We start from the raw sequence: 19,773 nt of genomic DNA on the forward strand, positions 1-19,773 counted from the left end.
GTCCGTGATCGATGCATTTGGCGCGCGGCACATTCGTTCCATGGGAAGTACGCCGATGAGTGCGCCGCCGCGTGACTATTCGTCGTGCCGCATGATCGCCGCCTGCTCTTCAGGCGACTTTCCTAACCAGCGCCGGTGTAACGCACGTTCAATGCTGCCGCCCACCGAGAGCAGCAGCAGGAGCAGGGTGGTGGCAATACCCGCAATCTGCCATGCGCCGATGCCGCACACAATGCCGAGCGCGGCGGTGACCCAGATCGAAGCCGCAGTCGTCAAGCCGCTGATCCTGCCGGTGGCGCGGTTCTGCAGGATCACCCCGGCGCCGAGAAAGCCGATGCCTGTAATGACGCCTTGAATCGAACGGCCGGCGTCGCTGCCGTCGGTGAAACCATGTAGTTCGAAGGACATGCCGGCCATCGTGACGAGACAGGAGCCAAGCGCGACGAGGCCTAGTGTCTTGACGCCGGTTGGCTTGCCATGCAGGTTTCGATCGAGCCCGACGATACAACCCACCAGCACTGCTGCGCCCATGCGCAAGATCGCCTCAAGCAATTGCACGTGTGAAATCATCGGAACCCCCGCTAAGGTTTCCTGGTAACGTCGCGCTCGGCGAGTGCCTGGCTACCCACTACAGTCTAGCGTCGAGGGGAGAAAACTGATTGAGCGTCAAACGCCACTCAGGAAACCCTTTAGCCTGAAAGCCGCAGCTATCCTCTGACGATCGAACCGATCGGTCGCCGTCGCAGCGGCGTAGATGCGGTGATGCGGTGATACGGTGATACGGTGATGCGCGCGCAGATGTAGCGCAGCAACTCGCGCCAGCGGTCGAGCTTCGCGAACTAGTCCGTAAAGCGTGCGACGTTAATACCGCGGGCTTTGATAGTAAGCTGATGCAGCAAAAGCTCAATTGACCCGAAGGGGTGACTGCCTCGTCGAGCACGATTTTCAGTATCAGTACACTTCAACTACTTATGAGAAGCCGATGGCGAGGATGTTCCCGGAGCAACTTATCTAACGTGCGTGCAGCTCCTGAAGCGCGAAAGGCATCGCACGCCAAGTTCGATCGATATTCCCAGATCGCGGGCGCCTGTGCGGTGCGCATGACATGCCGGGTCGCGAACCTGACCGCGTCGAACGCTGCGGGATACCCGGCGAAGCGTCAGCTTGCAGAATGCCTTCAGGGGGGCGATGGACTGCTTTGCTTCTGCCCATATTACGAATCCGCCTTAAGCAGCCTTGAATTCGACGTAAGCTTAGCTATGCGACGAACAAGGAGGCGACTGCTGCTTATCATGAAGCAAGCAACAAGATCGACCCCGGATCACGGGTTACGCTGCCAACCGATGAATATCGCTTTCACCAATGGCTGGCTGAATTCGGAGCAGGAATTTCGGCTCGTTATGCCGACGGGTAGCACAGTTGTGCACGCTGCGGGCTGCGACGATCTCGGAATGAGTCACTCCATCCAGGTAAATGCACCATTTGTCGCAGTTATTCCTGGGGGGGCGCAGTTGGCCACGACCACTGAAAACGATCGCAATGGATGGGTTATCGCACTCAAACCGGGCGTACTTGGGCAAGTCTCGAAAGAAGCGTTTGGCGCGGTCCCGAAATGGTCCAAGTCCTGGGATCCGTTCCTGCGCGAGGCCGCCGATACATTGGGTGCCTTGCACAATGCGGATCTCATCGACGCTGCCTGCGCCGACGCTTTTGCCGATGTCATCTCGGTGCACATCGCTCTTCGCTACGGGCACTGTGCGGACGCGGTCGAGCCGGACATGCCTCTTACGCGTCAAATGCTGACTCGTATTCAAGTCTTTGTTCATGAGAACATTGCCGAAACTATTCTGGTCGAGCAACTCGCAGTTCTGGTGCACATGAGTACATCAAACTTTGCACGCGTTTTCAAAACGGCGACAGGTAACCCGCCCCATCTGTACGTAACACTCGAACGAGTGAAATTTGCCAGGACGATGTTGTGCGAGGAGACCATTCCCCTGGTTGACGTTGGCGCGCGCGCGGGGTTTCAGACTCAGCAGCATTTCACCGACGTGTTTCATCGATATACCGGTGTGACGCCGCGCGCATTCCGACTTGCTCACCGGAACGTCGGCAGCTGATTCATTTGGCGAAGTTGCGAGCAAAATGACCGCGGGGACTTCCGCCCTCGCGATTAAACAGAGCGACAAAAGTTTCTCGAAGTAGATACGGCCTCCGGGAGTTGATCAGAACAATAATTTCGACACGTTGACCTGGCTCCGTTTGACGAACCCCGTAGCTGGGGGAATTATGCAGGTTCGCTTTGCCGAGCCGCGAACCTGTCAGTAATCAATTGTGATCGGGTTGTCGACCCTCATCACACCGGGGGGCAAGCCATGCGACCCGCTCGGCCTCCTCGCGCTCGGCCCATGAGCGGACCGTGCCGCGCAGGATGACCTTGTTGCCTTCGGCCACCACCGTGATGTGCTGGGCGTCGACTTCCGCGTTGCGCTTGAACGCGTCTTCGATCTTGCGCTTGAGATCCTCGGGCTTGACCTTCGGCTTGATCTCAAGCTCGTTCGTCAGACCGGTTACGCCGCTCGCCCGCAGCGCCGTGTCGGCCTCGCGGCCACTCTGGTAGTCCCATTCGACCTCCCCCTTCAGCGTCACGTGTCCGTCCCTGATGACCGCCTTGATGGTGTCCGCCGCATAAGGCAGGTCGGCCTTCAGTTGGGCAATGATCTCGCGCACGATCTCCGGATCGGGCGGCTTGTTGATCAGAGGCAACCGCACCCCCACATCGTTTGCCACCCCCCTCACGCCGCGCACACGCGTCGCGTCCTCTTCGGCCTTTCGCCTTTGCCGAAAGCTGCGCGCGAAACCGGACAGTGTGACCGCACCGTCCTTCACCGCAACTCCGATATCTGATGGATCGATGTCCGGATCCCACTTCAGTTCGTACTCCACTTCTCGCTTGATGTCCTCGTCGGTTCTCATCGCCGCTCCTCGTCGGTTTGTTGATGGACTGACGCACGCACGCGGGCTACGCCCAGCGCCACAGAAATCAGTCCACGGTAGGGCAACGATAGGGTGCACCGGGCGGATTCTCTTCCATACGTCCGCGCGGATTTTGCGGAATGCTGCCGTCCGTTCACATCCGAACGCCGCGCAGCAGAAGCGCAGAGATCCGGCACGTCTTGCAGGAATGAGGAATAAGTGCAACCGGCGAGACCCGTGGGACGGTCTGCAGGCCACGCTGCATGCGACGCGCGGTTGCTGCGCGCTAAGTCCGAGGAGTTTCGTCGTGGCTCCGGGGACTTCTCACTTGGGATGCGACTGCTTGCACTCCGTTTCGAACCAATGATCGACCAGGCGTTGCGCCGCGTGTAGATTCGCTGGGTAGTGTGGGTCGTCGTGCCATGGTGATGGGTTGTACCCCGCTTTCCTCAGGGCCGAAAGCTCGCTTTGGTTTTGCGATTTCGTCCGAGGCGCGTTGTTTCTAATCGCGGCCAGGTCAATGCACTGCATTGGGCTCAGATGTGGCCCGCTTTGTGGCATGCCGGCGGCGGCATACCCAGTCAGCAGGAGCGCCAACACAACTCGCATCGAGCCGTTTCTCGTGAGGTTTGCCATAGCGCATCTCCACGCGTCCGATTGGCGCAACGCAAGCGGTGCGATGCCGCCGGCGCGCGTGACTTCCGCGTTTATTTTGCATTAGTTCAGTCGCCGGAAGAAGGCCACTGCACAAAGAGAAGAAAGTCAGGTGCCAGCGCCTCGAATGACCATCGCACTTTCAAAAGCAGTCTTTGGCCGCGGCCGTGGCCGCGTGACCGTTGAGGGTCGATCTGAGCCAAAACGCATCAGGCAGTACGCGGCCATGAGCCGCCGGTCGAGGTCGCCATCCAATTTGAATAGCCAAGGTCTCGTCCGCCCCCGCTCAATGGCCGGTTTCTGGTGAGCATATTGCCGGTGGCACCGCCTCAACCCGGCCAGGAGCGGCCGGTCGACGAGGTTGCCTAGATCGTGGACAATTGCCGTACGGGTCTGTGGACGGCCAGGCGCGCAAATAAGGAAAGGTGCGATGGGACGGAAATTATCCGATACCAAGTTGGAGCTATACAGGCGAATCGATGAGGTTCTGTACTATGTCTGGGACCCAATTGGCGTCGCAACCAGTCCGGCGGCACGCGACGAATATCAAGGGTATTTGCCCACGGTTTTCACAATGTTGCAGGAGGGAATGGACGCGTCACCCATTGCGGCATACCTCGACGACGTTGTGACTGATCGCATGGGCTTAGACGCCAATCCTGAACATTCCAAGCGCGTAGCCGAATTGCTGCTCGGCTGGAAAACCGAGATTTGGCGTCAGCAAACGTGATCCATTAAAAGATGAAGATTCCTCCTGGTGTCAGGAACGAAGAGCTTTTGGCGCAAACACTGTCGAAAGATTCGCGCCAGAGCGCTGGACTTGCTTGAAGGTCGCCTTGGCGTCATCGAAACAGCTCGGGTCATGCTTCCATTGGCATATTGGACCAAGGTTCAAAACGAGCCGGAGTTCCTACTGTTTCGTGCGATTACATCGGAAACCGACGATCTTCCAGTCGGCGACGTTCGCGCGCACTGGGCGGCAGATGCGCTAGAACGCGAGGACGCGAGGACGTTCGCATTGAGGCTGCCGAAAAATTATGGCGTGAACAGGCGCTTTCTGCTGCCGAAAAGCTGATAGAGCGGTATCAATGGACGATTGCTCGGAGGCACTCGTCACCAGACGAAGAATGAGATAGGCGACCGCGCCATGCAACTACGAGACACCGAGCTGCTACTCAAGAATGACGAGGCATTGTCGGCCATCGGCCCTATGCTGACTGCAACGTGGCCGAATGTGCAGAGCATCTACCTTCAACTGAGGTGGTGCCGCGCTCAAATTTCCGGTGAGCCGTCGGAGCCTAAACAGGGACCGCTTACGATGGGACTGATTGCGACTCGGGAATTTGACATGTGGGGCGATAAGCCAGAACTCGCAGCCCTAATCAACCAGATACAGCGTGCATTCGAGTAGGGCGAACGTCCGCTTTTGAGAAATCCGATCGTCCCTTCAGGGTCGGGAGTACGCACTGCCGACCGGCCGCTTCCGGGAAGTGGAATTCCACTGGCCGCTTCCGGCGATGAATTTTAAGAGCGGGCTGACGCAACCCGACCCCTTCCCGTCGGTCGAGTATTCGACCATCAGTGACGGCTTGCCGACTTGAACGGTCAGCAGATGACCAGCTGGTAACTCAACCTCGGCATGACATGGCTCACGGTAACTGCTCTCGTGACCGTCTCAAGGCATTGCTGGCCACTGTGACAAATTGTGAAGACAGCCACGGGGGAAGCAAATAGATGTTCCACAGACATAAGATTTCATCTAATCTTACGTTTACGTCACAAATCGTTACAATAATTCGGTAATATTTTCCACTTTTCAATGCATGGGGGCCGTTGCTATGAAAGCAAAGTTTTTGGTACCGGTGAGTACGCTTGCTGCGGCGATGGCTGCCCAGCACTCCGACGCGGCGGTGGTCACCCCGACGATGAACGCGGAACATCACGTCACGCACGCGAAAACCGACGGTCTCGATTCGGGCAAGGCGTCTCAGGATCTGAACGTCAAAGCGGGCGGCGAGGCTTTCAAATTTGTTTTAAAGCGCTCGGAAGCCGGACAACTGATGGCTTATCACAGCTCGCACGCGTCGCATAGCTCACATTCTTCCCATAGCTCTTCGTCTTACTAGGCATGGCTAGCATGAGCTATAAGATCGACTTCGATCGAGGTGCGTTCGAAGTCGATGTCGTTCAGAAGGCGGCGTATCGATTTATCGATCGGATGAGCGTCGAATTCCAGCTTGATGAAAAACACGTGCATTGTACGTTGGGCTTGGACTCACAAGAAGTCGACCACGACGCTTTGATTCAGGACTTTCACAAGGAAGTCCTCGATCAGGCCCTTCGGAAGCAGGTTGCTTCAGAAACCGAGTCGATCAGACATCTCATTCTTGCACACGCATTTTCGCGTACAGGTCTGACGTAGGAGCCGGATGTGGCCAAGTTTCTCCCGCCGTCCGCGTTCGACGCGGACGGCGACTATCAGTTGTTGCCGTTCAACTTCACTCAATTGGATGGCGAACGATATGTCGTCACCAATATGGCAGGCGAATACGTCATGCTCGGAAGACAGGACCTGAAGCGTCTCGTCAGCCACGAATTGCGCCCTGACGAGCCAGTCTTTCGTAGTGCGAGAACGAAGCATCTGATCGAAGTCCGTGGCGACCAATCGCCTCGCGAACTTCTCGCGCTCAAAGTGCGAACCCAATATCAGCGCCTCCCGAACTTCACGAATCTCCACATTTTCGTCGTTACGCTCCGTTGTGACCATAGCTGTCCTTATTGCCAGGTATCGCGGCAATCGGAAAATCGCGAGGCGTTCGACATGTCCCGCGAAGTCGCCGACGCATCGATCGACTTGATGTTCCGCTCTCCGTCGCCCGCATTGAAGCTTGAGTTTCAAGGTGGCGAACCCCTTCTGAACTTCGAGCTTGTACGTTACATCGTCGAGAAGGTGGAGCAGCGCGCGAAAGCAGAATCTCGCGAGCTGGAGATTGTCATTGCGACGACGCTGTCCCTCGCTACGCAAGAGATTTTGGAATACTGCCGCGACCATCGGATACTGCTTTCGACGTCTCTCGACGGTCCCGCCGATCTGCATAACCGCAATCGTCCTAGACCTGGACGGGACAGCCACGAACGCTACGTCGACGGGCTGCAACGCGCACGTGAAATCGTCGGCTTCGATCGGGTCTCGGCGATGATGACAACGACGCAACACAGCCTGTCCCGTGTCGAAGAGATCATCGACGAATACTTGTCGCTGGGTTTCGGTGGAATATTTCTGCGTCCGCTTTCGCCGTATGGATTCGCCGTCAAAACGAAAGCTATCAAGTCGTACGGGTTAGCAGACTGGCTGCCATTTTACTTTGCAGGGCTGGATTACATCATCGACCTGAATCGGAAGGGGGTTCCTTTCCGGGAGCATTACGCGTCGCTCGTTCTGCAGAAGATGCTGACTTCGAACGATCCCGGGTATGTCGATCTCATGAATCCGGCGGGTGCGGGTATAGCTGCTGTGGTCTGCAACTACGACGGCGGCGTGTTCGCTTCAGACGAGGCGCGAATGCTCGCCGAGATGGGAGACATGACCTTCAAACTGGGTCACGTTCTGCAGAACAGCTACGAAGAGATTTTCCTTTCTGATGTCTTGTTGAATGCGCTTGAAGACTCCTTTACCCTTTCAGTTCCGATGTGTTCGGAATGCGCATTCGAACCATTCTGCGGCGCCGACCCAGTGTACGCGCATGCCATTTACGGTGATGTTGTCGGACGCAAGCCCTCCTCGGATTTCTGCCGTCGGAACATGGCGATATTCCGCCGCCTGATCACGATCATGGAAACTGATCCGGAAGCCAAAGCAATTTTTCAGGGATGGGTGGTGGCATGCTGACTTTACGCGGAAAAGTCGTATCTATTGTTCCGATCGAACAACTGACGCCGAAGAGCGAGGTGATTCCCCGTGCAACGTCATCCACAACGCTGCTGCCTGTCGTATCAGGATCACGACCTGTCACAGCGGCAATCCGCCGCTTGAGCGCCTTTTTCTTGCGCGACGGAGACATTCCCGGTGGTTACAGCCACTATTTCGTCCTCGAACGAGATGCAGAGCGCTTCCCGGCGCATATGGTCGACTCATCGCTCGTAGTGCTTTCCGACGAGTTTGCGTATATCGGCGACGGTGACATCGTTCGATTGAACGCCGACCAGAAGAGTATTCGCGTGTTGTACCGGCACGGCAGTCTTCACAACAGCATTCTGATGACTGAGCAGTGCCAGCACTACTGCCTCATGTGTTCGCAACCGCCGAAGAATATCGACGACAGCTGGCTGATCGATGAGAATCAGCAGTTGATCAGGCTGATGCCCCGAACGGTCAAAGCTCTGACTCTTTCTGGTGGTGAGCCTACTCTGTTTGGCAATCGGTTCCTTGAAACAGTCAGACTGACGAAGAACTTGCTTCCCCATACTAAAGTCCAGATTCTTTCGAATGGACGGACCTTCGCTCATCGTCCTTTCGCTGAGGATTACGCGGCGATTAACCATCCGGATCTGATTGTCGGCATTCCGCTGTATTCGGATGACGCGTCCACCCACGATTATATTGTGCAAGCAAAAGGTGCGTTCGACGAAACTGTTCGAGGCATCCTGAATCTTAAAGAACTTGGGCAAAAGGTCGAGATCCGTGTGGTATTGCATGCCTTAAGCATTAGGACACTGGAATCGCTTGCTAACTTCATCGCCCGGAATCTAACGTTCGTCGATCACGTAGCGCTTATGGGTCTTGAAATAACGGGATTCACGAGAGCGAATATGGATTCGTTGTGGATCGATCAATTTTCCTATAAGGATATTCTTAGCCGGGCAGTTGGTGTGCTGGAAGCTTATGGCATCCCTCTGTCGGTTTATAATCATCAACTGTGTCTTGTGAACGATGACGTGCTGCGAGCATACCGGCGTTCGATATCGGATTGGAAGAACGAGTACATAGACGCCTGCGACCCGTGCGAACGCAAACATGAATGTGGCGGCTTCTTTTCATCGGCGGTGCAACACAGATATAGCGAGCATATTCGACCATTCGTAAGCGAACAGGCGGTTTGAGCGATAGCAGGCGACTTTGCATTTCGAGACCATCAATTGCCTGTCTGGCGGGGGTAGGCCTTCGTATTCGGAGAGCCTGCCCACTTCGGTCGGAGTCGGGCGGGAACATCTCAACCAGAACACACGCTCGCAAAACATAAAGAGCCCTGAGGCTGGCCAATATCACTCCGGCGCCACCTCGACCGCCGCCGCCGACCAGCTAATACTCAGCACCCCTCCGTACTCATCCGGCTCGCCATGTGCTCCGGTCTCACCTGATCCTTCGGATGCACGCGAACCGTCGCCACTACTCATTTTCGGAGAGCCTCGCTGTCGGTATCCTTGCTGGTTAGACTCGGAAACGAAAGCGGCTGCGATTCCATCGCTTTCGAGAGCAACGTACGGATGTGAATCTCGTATTCCTGACGGCCGTCCACTGTCAGAACGTACTCTCGAACAATACTCGCGCTCGCTATCGGCGTCGAATTGATCAGCCCGTTCACAAGCACCGCACGGCGAAGGACAGCAAACCGGCGGCAGCGGCCGCGCATCCCGTGAGCGGCGAACGTCCGCGAAGGCCGACAAACGCGCGTTGAGCATTGGGCCGGTTTTGGAGCGGATCAGCCGTTCGAGCGACCACCGCATGACTCCGGCGAGCGGCAGAAATTGGCCGATTGGGTGAGGTCGCCAACGGCCGATTATTGGCACTCCGGTTTGCAAAACCTGAATCTGGCTGACCGACCGGTTTGGAGCAAGCTGTCTGACCGGAGTGGGTCGACTTCGGTCCTTTGATTCACTGCAAGCGATCATCCATTTAAAGTAGGTCAGCGCGAAGATGCGCATCCATAGACAAAACGGCATCCATCCAGCCTACCAGCCGATGCGATGCTTTTCGTCAGTTTCCTTATGACGCCGGTCATCATCGACGTGCAGATACTGGCTGGTCGTGGTCAATGACGCGTGTCCAAGGTTGTCGCGGACAAGCCGCAAATCGATCGCCTGATCCGCCATATGCGAGCCGGCGCTATGACGCAACCAATGCGCTGAAGCCTGCTCCAGTTGATCAGCCCGTTGGGCGTACTCATCGCCGCGCTCACGGAGTGCGTCCGCTGCGCCGCTGAATACCTGTTTGATAATCTGGTGTAGTGCTGCCCGCGTCAATGGTTTCTGCGACCGACCAATCGGCAGCACCAGGGGCGTGTTTTCGCCAGGTGAGGGTAGCGCGGGTAACCCGTGTCTCCGGCGATACGCAGCGAGCTCGGCCGTCATTTCGGTCGTGGCCGGCACCAGTCGTTCTTTACCGCCTTTACCCAATACCTCAAGCCACCAGCGATCTTCCCCGTTCGCATCGCGGCGGCGGAAAAACCGGCCCATCGTATTGGTGCTGACCTCTGTGATGCGAAGACCACCGAGATAGAGCAGGGTAAATAGCCAGCGCGCCCGCGCGTGATGTTCACGCTCGCGTTCCGTCTCTGCCGGCATTGCCTGAATGAAGGTTTTGACCTCAAGCCAGAGCTCCGGCGACAGATAGCGCGTGATTCGCGGCTTGGTCCGATGCGCCCGCTGACGCGAGAGTGACAACGGATTGCCCGCCAGATAACCCGCCTGCACAAGCCACGCAAACATCACGTTAAGAATCACCATCGCCTGACGTCGGCTGGCCGGGGAGAGCGGGCCATAGAACGGGCGCCAGCGAGGATCTCCCCGCGGATGTTTGCGCCCGCCGCTCGCGCTCCACTGTGCGGCAGGTTGCGGATCGGCGAGGAACTGCTGGTAGATGAGCAGGTCTTCGTGCGTCAGTGAGGATAACGGTCTGCCCAGTTGCAATACGGACCACAGAAGAAGTCGCTCGGCTTCCTTGCGGTAGTTGTCGAAGGTGGTTTTTGTGTCGACGAATCGGGCAAGCCACACGCGGATCGCGTCGAGATCGTTGGAAGCCGCAATCTGGGCGATGCCGTTGCGCGCCCGGTTTTTCCCAAGGCTGCCGTCGAGTTCTGGCGGGACGACGAGTGTATCGATGGGACGTGGACCGGGAAGAAGGGCATTCATTGCGGCTCCGGCGGTCGGGTCGAGACGTGGCGGTTGATTCACAGACAATAGGACAATATTTTCAACATTATAGCCATAATGTCAAAATAGTCGACTAAGGATATTGTATATCTGACGGTTTACGTTATATTTTTTACTAAAATTAGCGAGTACGTGCACTCATGCCCGACATTCAGTCCGACGAAGCCCAGCTTGCCGCCGAAATTGACCGGCTGAAGGCCGCATTCCCTAAAACCCGCGAGCTATACCGCGAGGCCTGCGCGTTGCTGTTCTTCCGCTTCGGGATCACACCGACTGCGAACCGGCTATATCAATTGGTGAAGCGCGGCAGCATGAGCACGCCGACTCAGGTGCTTGGTGAGTTCTGGGTCGAGTTACGCGAGAAGAGCCGGGTGCGGATCGAGCACCCTGATCTGCCGGCGGAGTTGCAGGCGGCGGCCGGGGAACTGGTCGCAGCACTGTGGGCGAAGTCCACCGCGTCAGCGCAGGCGGCGCTCGAGGCGCTGCGGACTGATGCCGAGGCAGAGAAGGCCAGCGCGCACAACGAAGTGACGTCACTGCAGGCCGAGCTCGCGCGGACCGAAACGGCGCTCGAACAGCGCACCGGCGCGTTGCTCGCTGCGCAGGTGCGCATCCAGGAAGTGGAGCAGGCGCAGGCCGCAGGGGAGGCGACGCGACAGGCGCTCGAGACTGAAATCGCGCGGCAGCAGGACGAGATCGGTGCGCGTGACCGGGCACTGATGCAGGCGAGGGTGGATTTTTCGGGTGAACTCGACAAACTGCGGAGCAGCGCTGAGCTCGCGGAAGAGCGTTTGCGGGCGACCGAGAAGCGGGCGCTCCTTGAAATCGAGCGAGAGCGGGGCATGAGCGCACGGGCCCAGAAGGAGCTTGATGCGGCCGCGCGCAGGGCGGAGCACAGCGAGACCCGCCACCGGGAGGAAACCCAGGCGCTGCAGGCTCAGTTGGGCGACGCGCGTCATCGCGCAGGCGTCGTGGAGGGGAATCTGGAAGCGTTTCGCAGCTCGAATACAGCATATGTCAAGGAACTTGACGCGCTGAGATTACAACTCGCGACCACCGTCGCGAACCGGGCGGCGACGCGGAAGCGCCCGCTATCCTCCGTCGAGACCAGCAAGCCTCGTCGGGCTCCACCTAGGCCCGCTAACAGGAAGCGATCGGCATCCTGATTTTAGTGTTAACCCGTAACGTTGTTGGACCGATGCCATCGGGCGCCCGCCGCTGTGCCACCGGTTTTTCCGATGAAGCGTGCATCCGTCTGCGTCAGACTGGAAAGTAGCGCCCACCGCTTTTTGTCTCGTGACCGGCTCGATTTTCGAGCTTATTCCGAGACAGGAAACATGGAACCCGAACGCGCCAAAGTCCTTACCCCCACTAAATTTCGCCATCTGCTGCGCGTCATTAGGCAACAAGCCGATTCCCCGAGCGCGACACCCTTGTCTTGCTGCTTGGGGTGACATGCGGGATGCGTATCACCGAAATTGCACGCCTCGAATTCGTGATGTACTTGCCAAATCGAGCGCGCGCCACGAGGAAGTGAGCTTGCGAGGCTCGATCACGAAGGGCTGCCGTCCTCACTGCGTCTACCTTGCACACGCGCGCACCATTGGCGCGTTCCAGCGTTATATCGAATGGCGTCACGATCGCGGTGCGGGCGCGGCTCTGGATCGCCGGGAATATAGCGGCCTCATGCTCCGCACGGGCTGATCCTCACGCAGAGGGGCAGCGCCTTTGAGCCGACCGTCAAGCCGCGCGTCAACCTCAATGGAAATACGGTCGAATACCTCGCGGCCGACAGCCTGCAAAGCTATGTCACAGGCCTTTACCGGGCCGCAGGCCTCCATGCCGGTCATAGCAGCCCCAGTGGCCGGCGAAACTTTGCGAGCCGCCTTGTCGCGCAAGGGCACTCGCTCGATATTGTTCAGCTATTGCTAGGACACTTCATCTGGACCGCACCTTACTTGGACGTGACTCGCAGGGAGCAACGGGACGCGCTCGCGGCATTCGACGCAATTCGGGATAAAGATTGATGCGTTGATGCCGTTAATTGTCGATAGGTACAGAATCAACTTTCGCAGCAGATTCATGCAACTTGCATACAAAGCTATATGAGCTTGATGTACGACGGAAAACTGTTGACGTATTTGTGACCAGTGTCGGCTCGTCGCCGGGGTAGATGTTTTTGAATAGGACGAAGGATGGCGGATTTTGGCAAGCTCGCTGCGGACATTGAGGCCGCCAAGGCACAGCGCCGTGCAAGCGAATCGATTGGCGCGGCAAGCGAGACGTCTCGACGGGAACTGCAGATCGAACGGGCCCGCGAGCAGTTCCGCACGATCGGGCTTTACGACTACCTGAAAGGCGAGGTCGAGGAAATGCGTGAGTCGGGCTACTGGTCCTGCTTCTGGCCCGACGACGTGGGCGACAGGGCCAGCATTTCAATCGGCTTAAATCCGAAAAAAGGCGAGGAACGCAGGACCGATCATTACCAACGGGACAACGTCTGCCATCTCGGTTTTCAGAGCTTCGGGATGGAACTGCGCATTTACCAGTATGGACCGTGGGACAGCCTACGGCAGGACGAGCACTTACCCCTTAGGCAGCTCGACCTCTCGCTGGGTAAAGCAACTTTCGAGCGCTTCGTGCGCGCGGCGTTTGCGGAGCAACAGGCCGCAGATCGTAGGGCCGAAGAAGCAGCTTCGCGGTGAACGTGTTCAACTTTGTCGATGTCAACGGCGAGGCAAAGGAAAAGCGGCATTGCCGCGCAACAAGGAAAACAAGCCGATGCCTACATACTTTCACGTCGACCGCCGAGGGCGCTTCGTTGCTGGCCAAGCAGTTGCCTTGAGCAAAGTTGATCTCGCTGCGGCTCCTGACTTGGCACAGCATCGCAATCTTCTATTTCCCGATGGCGTATCGGCACACGGAACGCAGTATCTGAATCTCGACGTGAAAGCGGGCAACGGCGAACCTGCTGCCGAGCTGATTTGGGAATATGTCCGCCGTGCCCATTTCCCTGATCGGCCCTCTCGCTTCACAGCGACATGCGCATGGAGAGAATTGGAAGAAGCCAGAGCGTGGCGAGCGCGGACCGGTGCGACCAACGCGAAGATCTGGCGACTGGATGCGGCAGAGGGATTCGTCGCCAACATGAGCCTCCTGAACGTCAGCACGTCGACACTGCGGGCCTCGCAGTTTGCTCATGCTTACTGGGCTGGGGAACAAGGGCCCGCGTTGAATGGAATGCTTCCGCCCTGTTGGGAAGTATTACTATGCGGTGCGATCACTGTCCGCCAAGAAGTATAGGAAAACGACATGGGACTTGCTGGCAAGAGCAAACTGGATGCATGGTGGAAGGTATTGCGCAAGGCGATTGGCGGCAAGACCAGTTCGTTACCGGCAGTTTTCATCGATCCGAAGAAACAGAAGGCCGAGGGCCACCACGTTTACGCTGATGGGACGCATGTCGGCCGTGTAGCGTACCGTTATGTGCCGAACCGTTTTGTTTTCATTGACTTCATAGGAACCGTTTCGGCGCATGAGGGAAAGGACTATGCCACGAGTGTGCTCGCACAGCTTGCCGCCAAACACAACGCCGTGATTGCCCCTGTTGACGAGAGAAATCCTGAGTTCTGGGCAGCGATGCGTGCCAAACGCAGTCTGCCGTTCAAAGTGGAGGAACAGTACAGCGATGGGATTGTGGTCTGGATGAAGGCATTCGAATCGGATCAATTGGAAAGCGGCCACCGCCGCTCAGGCGGGATACACGGTGAACAAGAATGAACCAACAGCGAAGAGTCAATCCGCAGATTGTGCATGAAATTGCTGCGCAACTCTTTTGGTTGCTGGCCGAATCCGCTGGCGCCGAAGCCACTTCTGAGGCGGTTATCGAGTCCGGAGAGCGCTGCCTTGTCGAGTCTCCGTTTTCCGCCTCCGTGCTGGGTTAACACGTTTCGACAAGCTCTCGCCCGACGAACGGAAGGGGCCTGCGAAGCGATCGCCGCAGAGGCAGAAACGTTCACGCTCAACGGCGAAAACATGAAGGGGATCGTCTATGGCGAAGATGCGGCAGGAGGGAGAGCGCCGAGCGCCCAAGATTTGGAGACGGCACACCTGAAGGTGCTTCCGAAGGATCTGAGCTACAGCGGCCAGGCATTGGAAACGACGGGGCGGCTGTGCCTTCGCCATCCGCTTCCGGCCGTAGTTTTTACGGATGTGGTGTCAGGGATGGAGTCCTAGAGGTGGCAGACACGTCCGGCGCACTGGGATTTCATCTGCCGATGTTCCTTTGCAACGTTGCGACGACCCATCTGAACGACAATCTGTATGCTTCGATGGGGAATTTCCACATTCCGGTGCCAGACAGCGAGCACGGTGACCAGTGGGTCAGGGCGATAGCCAATTCGACTCGCTTCATCGACGGCGTACAGTTCGGCGGGGCAGGCGGTGTGACCTGCGTCGACGTTACATGATAGGCCGCTAGAGGCGATTGCAGGCATGAACGGGGCCGTAGCGGTCGGTTCGGAATGGATCGGAAAAGCAAGGAAAACTGCGGTAGGCAATCACGACCATCGCAATGCAGCCCGATACTAGGACGCTGCCGCACTCAAACTGCCAGCGACGCAATTCTGGCCGGGCGCATCGAGTACCGAACGTAGCCGAAAACATTTTCAAGGGAAGGGCCGTGGAACCTATTTTTGATTGCAATTGCAGACTCGTGGGGTGGTTCAACTCTGAGCGAGGTTATGTCTTCAGCACGCAAATGCGGTTTGTGGCGTTCGTGCGCGGCAATGGGCTTTTCTCTTCGGGAAGCAAGCACCTCGGTTTTTTCATGAACGGGATTTTCAGGGACAAGCGTGCCGGAGCTGTGGCGTTTTTGCGCGGCAGCTCTCCCGGCGCGACGCCCGCTACCCCTGCGACACCAGCAACACCAGCAACACCAGCAACACCAGCAACACCAGCAACACCAGCAACACCAGCAACACCAGCAACACCAGCAACACCGGCGAGCCCAGCTACCCCTGCAATGCCCGCTGGAACGTTTTCGTCTACGAGCTGGGATATGTTGATTCGCGGCTGAAAGCAAGTAGTCGTCGACAGATCGAAAAAAATGCACGCGAATCATCGCAACGGTTTATTCGCAAAAGCGCGCGCGGGGCGCGGGCAAACCACTCCTGCCGGCATAAAGAAGCTGGACGAAACCTAACGGGGCTGACGATGCAGTGGGCTACACCAGAAAATAGCCGCGAGAGAGTGAATGCGGCCGGCCGTACTCTCGTGGCGGGATTTGGCGACACGGTAGATAGCATGGATCGCTACCTAGACGCGTATGCAGTGATGTCGAACTGGCGCGCCTCCCACCAGTTTCCACTAAACACGTTCAAGATTAATTTGCGTGATCGCGCAAGGAGCGTTGATGAGTATGCCTTTGTCGCGCAGCGCCTCAAGCGCGCGCCGTCGATCGTTGCGAAGCTTAGTCGCTTTCCCAATATGCGGCTCACCCAGATGCAGGACATCGGCGGGTGCCGGGCCGTCCTTTCCACGCTAGCCGATGTGACTTTACTGCGCGACGCGCTGAAGAGCAGCAGGATCAAGCATCGGCTGGTCAACGAGAAGGACTACATCGCGGCCCCAAAGCAAGATGGATACTGGGGCATCCATCTCGTCTATCGCTACGTGAGCGATCGAAAGGAGACGTACAACAATCATTCGGTCGAAATCCAGATTCGGACCAACTTGCAGCATGCCTGGGCGACTGCCGTCGAGACTGTGGGGACACTGATTGGTCAAGGCCTCAAAGCCGATCAGGGAGAGAGGGTTTAGCTCGACTTTTTTGCGTTGGTTTCTGCGGCCTTTGCCATACGCGAGGGCGTCGACGGGCCTCGCGACTTTCGGGAGTTTCAGGCGATCCTACGCGTGATGGAGCGGGAGTTGCACGTCATAGACAGGCTGAGTGCGTTCCAGCGCGTGATGAAAGCAGCGATCGCAGATCCTGAGCGACGCCTGGCAGCCTATTTTCTGATGGTACTGGATGCGCCGAACGAAGAGGTCAACGTCCTGTCGTATGCACCTAACGAGTTCGATAAGGCAACTGCGGAGTACAAACGCGTGGAAGAAGCGGCAAAGCCCGGAGTCGACGCGGTACTGGTGGTCGCTGACTCGGCTCACGCGCTGAGAGTTGCTTATCCGAACTATTTCGGAGACACGTCGCTTTTTATCGCCGAACTTCAAAATATCATCGCGAACATTGAGCAGCCCGGTTAGCCTTGATGGTACCAAGCGGTTGAAGACCACTTAGAACCGAGAAGCGAAGCTGAGCAGTAACCGACAAAGACTAACGATTAGACGAGACAGGTCGCATGGAAAAAAACCCGAACATCATCACCGGCGACGCGTCGGCGTCTGGAAGCTTACTGGCAAATTCTAAGAAGGAAGGCGATGACCCGTTCGGTCTCGCTCGTGCTGCCGAAAGCATCCGACATGCTTTTGTAGATAGCACGGACATTCGAGAGCGGGAAAAGACGGTACGCGATGCAAACGCGCACGCACAAAAGATGAAAGAACTCGATGACGCGGAGTCAGAACGCAAGCGCACATTCAAGTCCAATTGGGTCGTGGCAGCGGCGTTCTGCTTTTTTCAGGCGCTGATCGCACTTTACGGATTCAAGTCAAACAATGTGACATACATCCTTACTGCGGCGAATGGGTTTGGCGGGTTCTTCATCAGCCGGAAGTTTTGACGGGTAGGAAAACAGCGGCAGCAATTTTCGACGACACCATTTGTTGTCTTTTTTTTCGATTCCAACGCAACGGTGGCAACAATGGGAGTGCAAACACGCTGTCCGTACTCTACCGACGTATTGGACGGCTCGGAACCTGAAAATGCTGAACACATTCTGCCCGTTGCATTCGGTGCGCCTGATAACTTCACCGTGCCGGCAAAGGCAGCGAAAAATACGGAAATGAATGACCTCATCGACGAGCCAGCAAATCATGACCCGATCATGAGGCTCATTGCTTCCGCTCAAGGTGTGCACTCTCGTTCTGGGGTAGTGAAGGTTGATTTAGCAGGTACAGCGGTCGAAACTGTCGCGAATGTTCGTGTGACGCTGGGGAAGGGTCGTGCCACGTTCAAACTGCGTAATCCCGTAGATCGCGACCCGGTGACCGGAGAGATTCGCGGACTGATGGGTTTCGGCGACGACGCTCAGAAGCTGTTAGAACAATGTCAACGTGACTATGCCAAGAAGGGCAAGATGATTGTTGCGGACGACGCCATTCCTAGACATTCCGATTTAAATCTGCGCGTTGACGTCGAGAACGCTGAAAAGCGACCGCCTGCCGTGCAACAGGCCGGCATCGCAATAGCCTGCTTGGCAGGAAAACCGCATAATCAACGACCGTCGAGATTCGAATGGCAGGCGTGCAGGTATTTGATGTTTTGGTGGACAAAGATGAAGCTCTTTGGGACACGATCAGGCGGCTATATCTGAAGGAGCTTGCGGCGCTGCCCAACGACACATCATCGCCCTACATCAGCTATTTTCGGGCAGCCGGAAGCTTAACAGCGATTGTCACGTTTATCTTCCCGAAGTCGAGCGAAGACGCTGCGTTTGAATACGCAGACGGCTTATGGAAAAGGACGCGGGACTGGAATGACTGACCGGAAACACGCTCGCGCCGTTCGTGCGGTCACAACGAAAAACGGCGGCATGGCACACACGAGGAGGTAGGTGAATCATGCGGTATCTGGCCAGCGGCAATCAAGACCAAGCCGACGTCGCCCGACTCGAAGCGCTGAGGCACCGCGCGCCCAAATAGCAAAGGCATGAGAGACATGAGTTCTTTCCATCGAATCGATTGGCTCGCCGTGGCCTCGCCAATCGTCACGCTGCTGATCGTGGCAAGCGGGTACGTCGTCAGTTACATGCAGGAAAAGGGCAAAAACCGCGCCATATCGCAAGACATCGGCAAATTGACACGTACCGTCGAAGATATCAAGACTGAGAATGCCGCGCGGTTGGCGGCGATATCTCATCAGAACGCCGTACTGATCGAACAGTTGAAGGCAACGCACGAGCTACGGTTTGCAGCGGTGGATCGCCGTTTGCAGGTGCATCAAGAGGCGTTCTCTCGATGGCGGAAGCTGATCGCGCACATTCATAAGGAAGAGATCGGGCCTGTGGCTGTCGAATGTCAGGCATGGTGGAACGACAACGCGCTGTACCTGGAGCCGGAAGTTCGTAACGCTTTCAATCGGGCCTATTTCGCTGCACTAGACCATCGCGCCCTGCTGGAGAGCTGCAGAAGAACGGGGAATGACCACAAGCCAATCGAGGACAACATGCACCTCGTTCTCACCTTGGGCGACGTGATAATGCGGGCAGTTGCCCTGCCGAGTTTGACGGAGCAGGAGACCAAGACAGCCGGTGCGTGGGTGCCTAGGAAAAGCGCTTAAACGGTCGTGCAGGTCAAACAGGAAAACAGTGGCGATCTGATCTTGGCTGCCGTGGGGCTGAGGACGGCTGTCGATTGAGAGGTAGAGTTTCTTAAGATTGATCCAGGACTGCCGTCCGATAAGAATGTAGAACGCTTGTGGAGCAGTGGCTTTGTCGGCGAAACTGAGGCGAGTGCGCTGGCCACCGTGGCGAATGCGGGAAATGCCGCTGCTCATCGCGGATGGTCCGCCGACGAAACCGAGTTTCGCAAATTTCTCTCAGCGTTAGAGCAATTCATCGCTCGGACGGTGATCAGTGGACAGTCCGTTCTTGAGATTGCGGAGTGTATCGCTTCACGGGATCCGCGTCTTGGGAAGGCCTTGTTGAGCCGCGCTCTTGACGATGACAAAGCAAAGGACGTTGCAGTCGGCAGTGCGAATGGAAGTCGATCACCTCGACATGGTAGCAACGCGGGGGGATCACCTCCTGTATGCAGAGGCGAAGGGACGAACCGGAAAGAACGGGCCCCTCGACGTGGATAGGATGGACGGACAACTAT

The 19,773-nt window shown here is 57.0% G+C and carries 24 protein-coding genes; 19 read left to right on the forward strand and 5 right to left on the reverse strand.

Annotated elements, in window-relative coordinates; translation table 11 throughout:
* Nucleotides 1–75: 75 nt before the first annotated feature.
* On the reverse strand, nucleotides 76–570 hold the full coding sequence (locus FQ705_RS03965; RefSeq protein ID WP_144138117.1) for an MgtC/SapB family protein: 495 nt from the start codon (nucleotides 568–570) through the stop codon (nucleotides 76–78).
* A 773-nt stretch (nucleotides 571–1,343) separates the two neighbouring features.
* Between FQ705_RS03965 and FQ705_RS03970 the strand changes: the two genes are divergently transcribed.
* Nucleotides 1,344–2,120 (forward strand): helix-turn-helix domain-containing protein, encoded by a 777-nt coding sequence (locus tag FQ705_RS03970; protein WP_260854382.1) that lies wholly within the window; start codon nucleotides 1,344–1,346, stop codon nucleotides 2,118–2,120.
* 208 nt (nucleotides 2,121–2,328) lie between these two features.
* On the opposite strand, the gene FQ705_RS03975 is transcribed toward FQ705_RS03970, so the two are convergent.
* Together FQ705_RS03975 and FQ705_RS03980 are read right to left on the reverse strand one after the other, a co-directional pair.
* Nucleotides 2,329–2,976: a BON domain-containing protein gene (locus FQ705_RS03975; protein WP_144138119.1), complete on the reverse strand. Its 648-nt coding sequence runs from the start codon at nucleotides 2,974–2,976 to the stop codon at nucleotides 2,329–2,331.
* Nucleotides 2,977–3,300: 324 nt separating this feature from the next.
* Nucleotides 3,301–3,612 carry a DUF4148 domain-containing protein gene (locus FQ705_RS03980; protein ID WP_144138120.1) on the reverse strand — a complete coding sequence of 104 codons (312 nt, stop codon included), beginning with the start codon at nucleotides 3,610–3,612 and terminating at the stop codon, nucleotides 3,301–3,303.
* A 448-nt stretch (nucleotides 3,613–4,060) separates the two neighbouring features.
* On the opposite strand from FQ705_RS03980, the gene FQ705_RS03985 reads away from it, so the two are divergent.
* The 6 genes from FQ705_RS03985 to hxsC all read left to right on the forward strand — a co-directional run bounded on the left by FQ705_RS03985 (nucleotide 4,061) and on the right by hxsC (nucleotide 8,730).
* Nucleotides 4,061–4,360 (forward strand): hypothetical protein, encoded by a 300-nt coding sequence (locus FQ705_RS03985; RefSeq protein ID WP_144138121.1) that lies wholly within the window; start codon nucleotides 4,061–4,063, stop codon nucleotides 4,358–4,360.
* A gap of 90 nt (nucleotides 4,361–4,450) precedes the next feature.
* Entirely contained in the window at nucleotides 4,451–4,705 is a 255-nt protein-coding gene (locus FQ705_RS03990) for a hypothetical protein (RefSeq protein ID WP_260854383.1), read from the forward strand.
* Nucleotides 4,706–5,468: 763 nt separating this feature from the next.
* Nucleotides 5,469–5,756: a His-Xaa-Ser repeat protein HxsA2 gene (hxsA2, locus tag FQ705_RS03995; protein ID WP_144138122.1), complete on the forward strand. Its 288-nt coding sequence runs from the start codon at nucleotides 5,469–5,471 to the stop codon at nucleotides 5,754–5,756.
* A gap of 11 nt (nucleotides 5,757–5,767) precedes the next feature.
* Nucleotides 5,768–6,052 carry a His-Xaa-Ser system protein HxsD gene (hxsD, locus tag FQ705_RS04000; RefSeq protein ID WP_144138123.1) on the forward strand — a complete coding sequence of 95 codons (285 nt, stop codon included), beginning with the start codon at nucleotides 5,768–5,770 and terminating at the stop codon, nucleotides 6,050–6,052.
* A gap of 9 nt (nucleotides 6,053–6,061) precedes the next feature.
* On the forward strand, nucleotides 6,062–7,519 hold the full coding sequence (gene hxsB / locus FQ705_RS04005; protein WP_144138124.1) for a His-Xaa-Ser system radical SAM maturase HxsB: 1,458 nt from the start codon (nucleotides 6,062–6,064) through the stop codon (nucleotides 7,517–7,519).
* A complete protein-coding gene (hxsC, locus tag FQ705_RS04010) occupies nucleotides 7,513–8,730 on the forward strand; it encodes a His-Xaa-Ser system radical SAM maturase HxsC (protein WP_144138125.1) in 1,218 nt (405 codons plus the stop codon). Before hxsB ends, hxsC begins: the two co-directional genes overlap by 7 nt.
* A 290-nt stretch (nucleotides 8,731–9,020) precedes the next feature.
* Here hxsC and FQ705_RS34885 read toward each other — a convergent pair whose 3' ends face one another.
* Entirely contained in the window at nucleotides 9,021–9,260 is a 240-nt protein-coding gene (locus FQ705_RS34885; protein ID WP_409934675.1) for a hypothetical protein, read from the reverse strand.
* Nucleotides 9,261–9,579: 319 nt separating this feature from the next.
* Nucleotides 9,580–10,758 carry a tyrosine-type recombinase/integrase gene (locus FQ705_RS04020; RefSeq protein ID WP_144138126.1) on the reverse strand — a complete coding sequence of 393 codons (1,179 nt, stop codon included), beginning with the start codon at nucleotides 10,756–10,758 and terminating at the stop codon, nucleotides 9,580–9,582.
* Nucleotides 10,759–10,919: 161 nt separating this feature from the next.
* On the opposite strand from FQ705_RS04020, the gene FQ705_RS04025 reads away from it, so the two are divergent.
* From FQ705_RS04025 to FQ705_RS04075, 12 genes are all read left to right on the forward strand, one after another.
* Nucleotides 10,920–11,945 carry a DNA-binding protein gene (locus tag FQ705_RS04025; RefSeq protein ID WP_144138127.1) on the forward strand — a complete coding sequence of 342 codons (1,026 nt, stop codon included), beginning with the start codon at nucleotides 10,920–10,922 and terminating at the stop codon, nucleotides 11,943–11,945.
* 1,029 nt (nucleotides 11,946–12,974) lie between these two features.
* Nucleotides 12,975–13,484, forward strand: coding sequence for a hypothetical protein (locus FQ705_RS33945; RefSeq protein ID WP_186307776.1), 510 nt, complete (start codon nucleotides 12,975–12,977; stop codon nucleotides 13,482–13,484).
* 49 nt (nucleotides 13,485–13,533) lie between these two features.
* A complete protein-coding gene (locus FQ705_RS04035; RefSeq protein WP_186307777.1) occupies nucleotides 13,534–14,082 on the forward strand; it encodes a DUF2441 domain-containing protein in 549 nt (182 codons plus the stop codon).
* A 9-nt stretch (nucleotides 14,083–14,091) separates the two neighbouring features.
* On the forward strand, nucleotides 14,092–14,559 hold the full coding sequence (locus tag FQ705_RS04040; RefSeq protein ID WP_144138129.1) for a hypothetical protein: 468 nt from the start codon (nucleotides 14,092–14,094) through the stop codon (nucleotides 14,557–14,559).
* A 33-nt stretch (nucleotides 14,560–14,592) separates the two neighbouring features.
* On the forward strand, nucleotides 14,593–15,015 hold the full coding sequence (locus tag FQ705_RS04045; RefSeq protein WP_144138130.1) for a hypothetical protein: 423 nt from the start codon (nucleotides 14,593–14,595) through the stop codon (nucleotides 15,013–15,015).
* A gap of 2 nt (nucleotides 15,016–15,017) precedes the next feature.
* Nucleotides 15,018–15,248, forward strand: coding sequence for a hypothetical protein (locus tag FQ705_RS04050; protein WP_144138131.1), 231 nt, complete (start codon nucleotides 15,018–15,020; stop codon nucleotides 15,246–15,248).
* Between the two features lie 104 nt (nucleotides 15,249–15,352).
* Entirely contained in the window at nucleotides 15,353–15,856 is a 504-nt protein-coding gene (locus FQ705_RS34890) for a 4-fold beta flower protein (RefSeq protein ID WP_409934676.1), read from the forward strand.
* A gap of 227 nt (nucleotides 15,857–16,083) precedes the next feature.
* On the forward strand, nucleotides 16,084–16,599 hold the full coding sequence (locus tag FQ705_RS04055) for a RelA/SpoT domain-containing protein (protein ID WP_186307778.1): 516 nt from the start codon (nucleotides 16,084–16,086) through the stop codon (nucleotides 16,597–16,599).
* Nucleotides 16,600–16,692: 93 nt separating this feature from the next.
* Nucleotides 16,693–17,040: a hypothetical protein gene (locus FQ705_RS04060; protein WP_144138133.1), complete on the forward strand. Its 348-nt coding sequence runs from the start codon at nucleotides 16,693–16,695 to the stop codon at nucleotides 17,038–17,040.
* A gap of 95 nt (nucleotides 17,041–17,135) precedes the next feature.
* Nucleotides 17,136–17,516, forward strand: coding sequence for a hypothetical protein (locus FQ705_RS04065; protein WP_144138134.1), 381 nt, complete (start codon nucleotides 17,136–17,138; stop codon nucleotides 17,514–17,516).
* Nucleotides 17,517–17,597: 81 nt separating this feature from the next.
* Nucleotides 17,598–18,269, forward strand: a complete 672-nt coding sequence (locus FQ705_RS04070) for a hypothetical protein (protein ID WP_144138135.1) — start codon at nucleotides 17,598–17,600, stop codon at nucleotides 18,267–18,269.
* Between the two features lie 344 nt (nucleotides 18,270–18,613).
* Nucleotides 18,614–19,234: a hypothetical protein gene (locus tag FQ705_RS04075; protein ID WP_144138136.1), complete on the forward strand. Its 621-nt coding sequence runs from the start codon at nucleotides 18,614–18,616 to the stop codon at nucleotides 19,232–19,234.
* Nucleotides 19,235–19,773 lie beyond the last annotated feature (539 nt).

This window comes from Paraburkholderia sp. BCC1884 (assembly GCF_900996225.1).
In the GTDB taxonomy this organism is placed as follows: Bacteria; Pseudomonadota; Gammaproteobacteria; order Burkholderiales; family Burkholderiaceae; genus Paraburkholderia.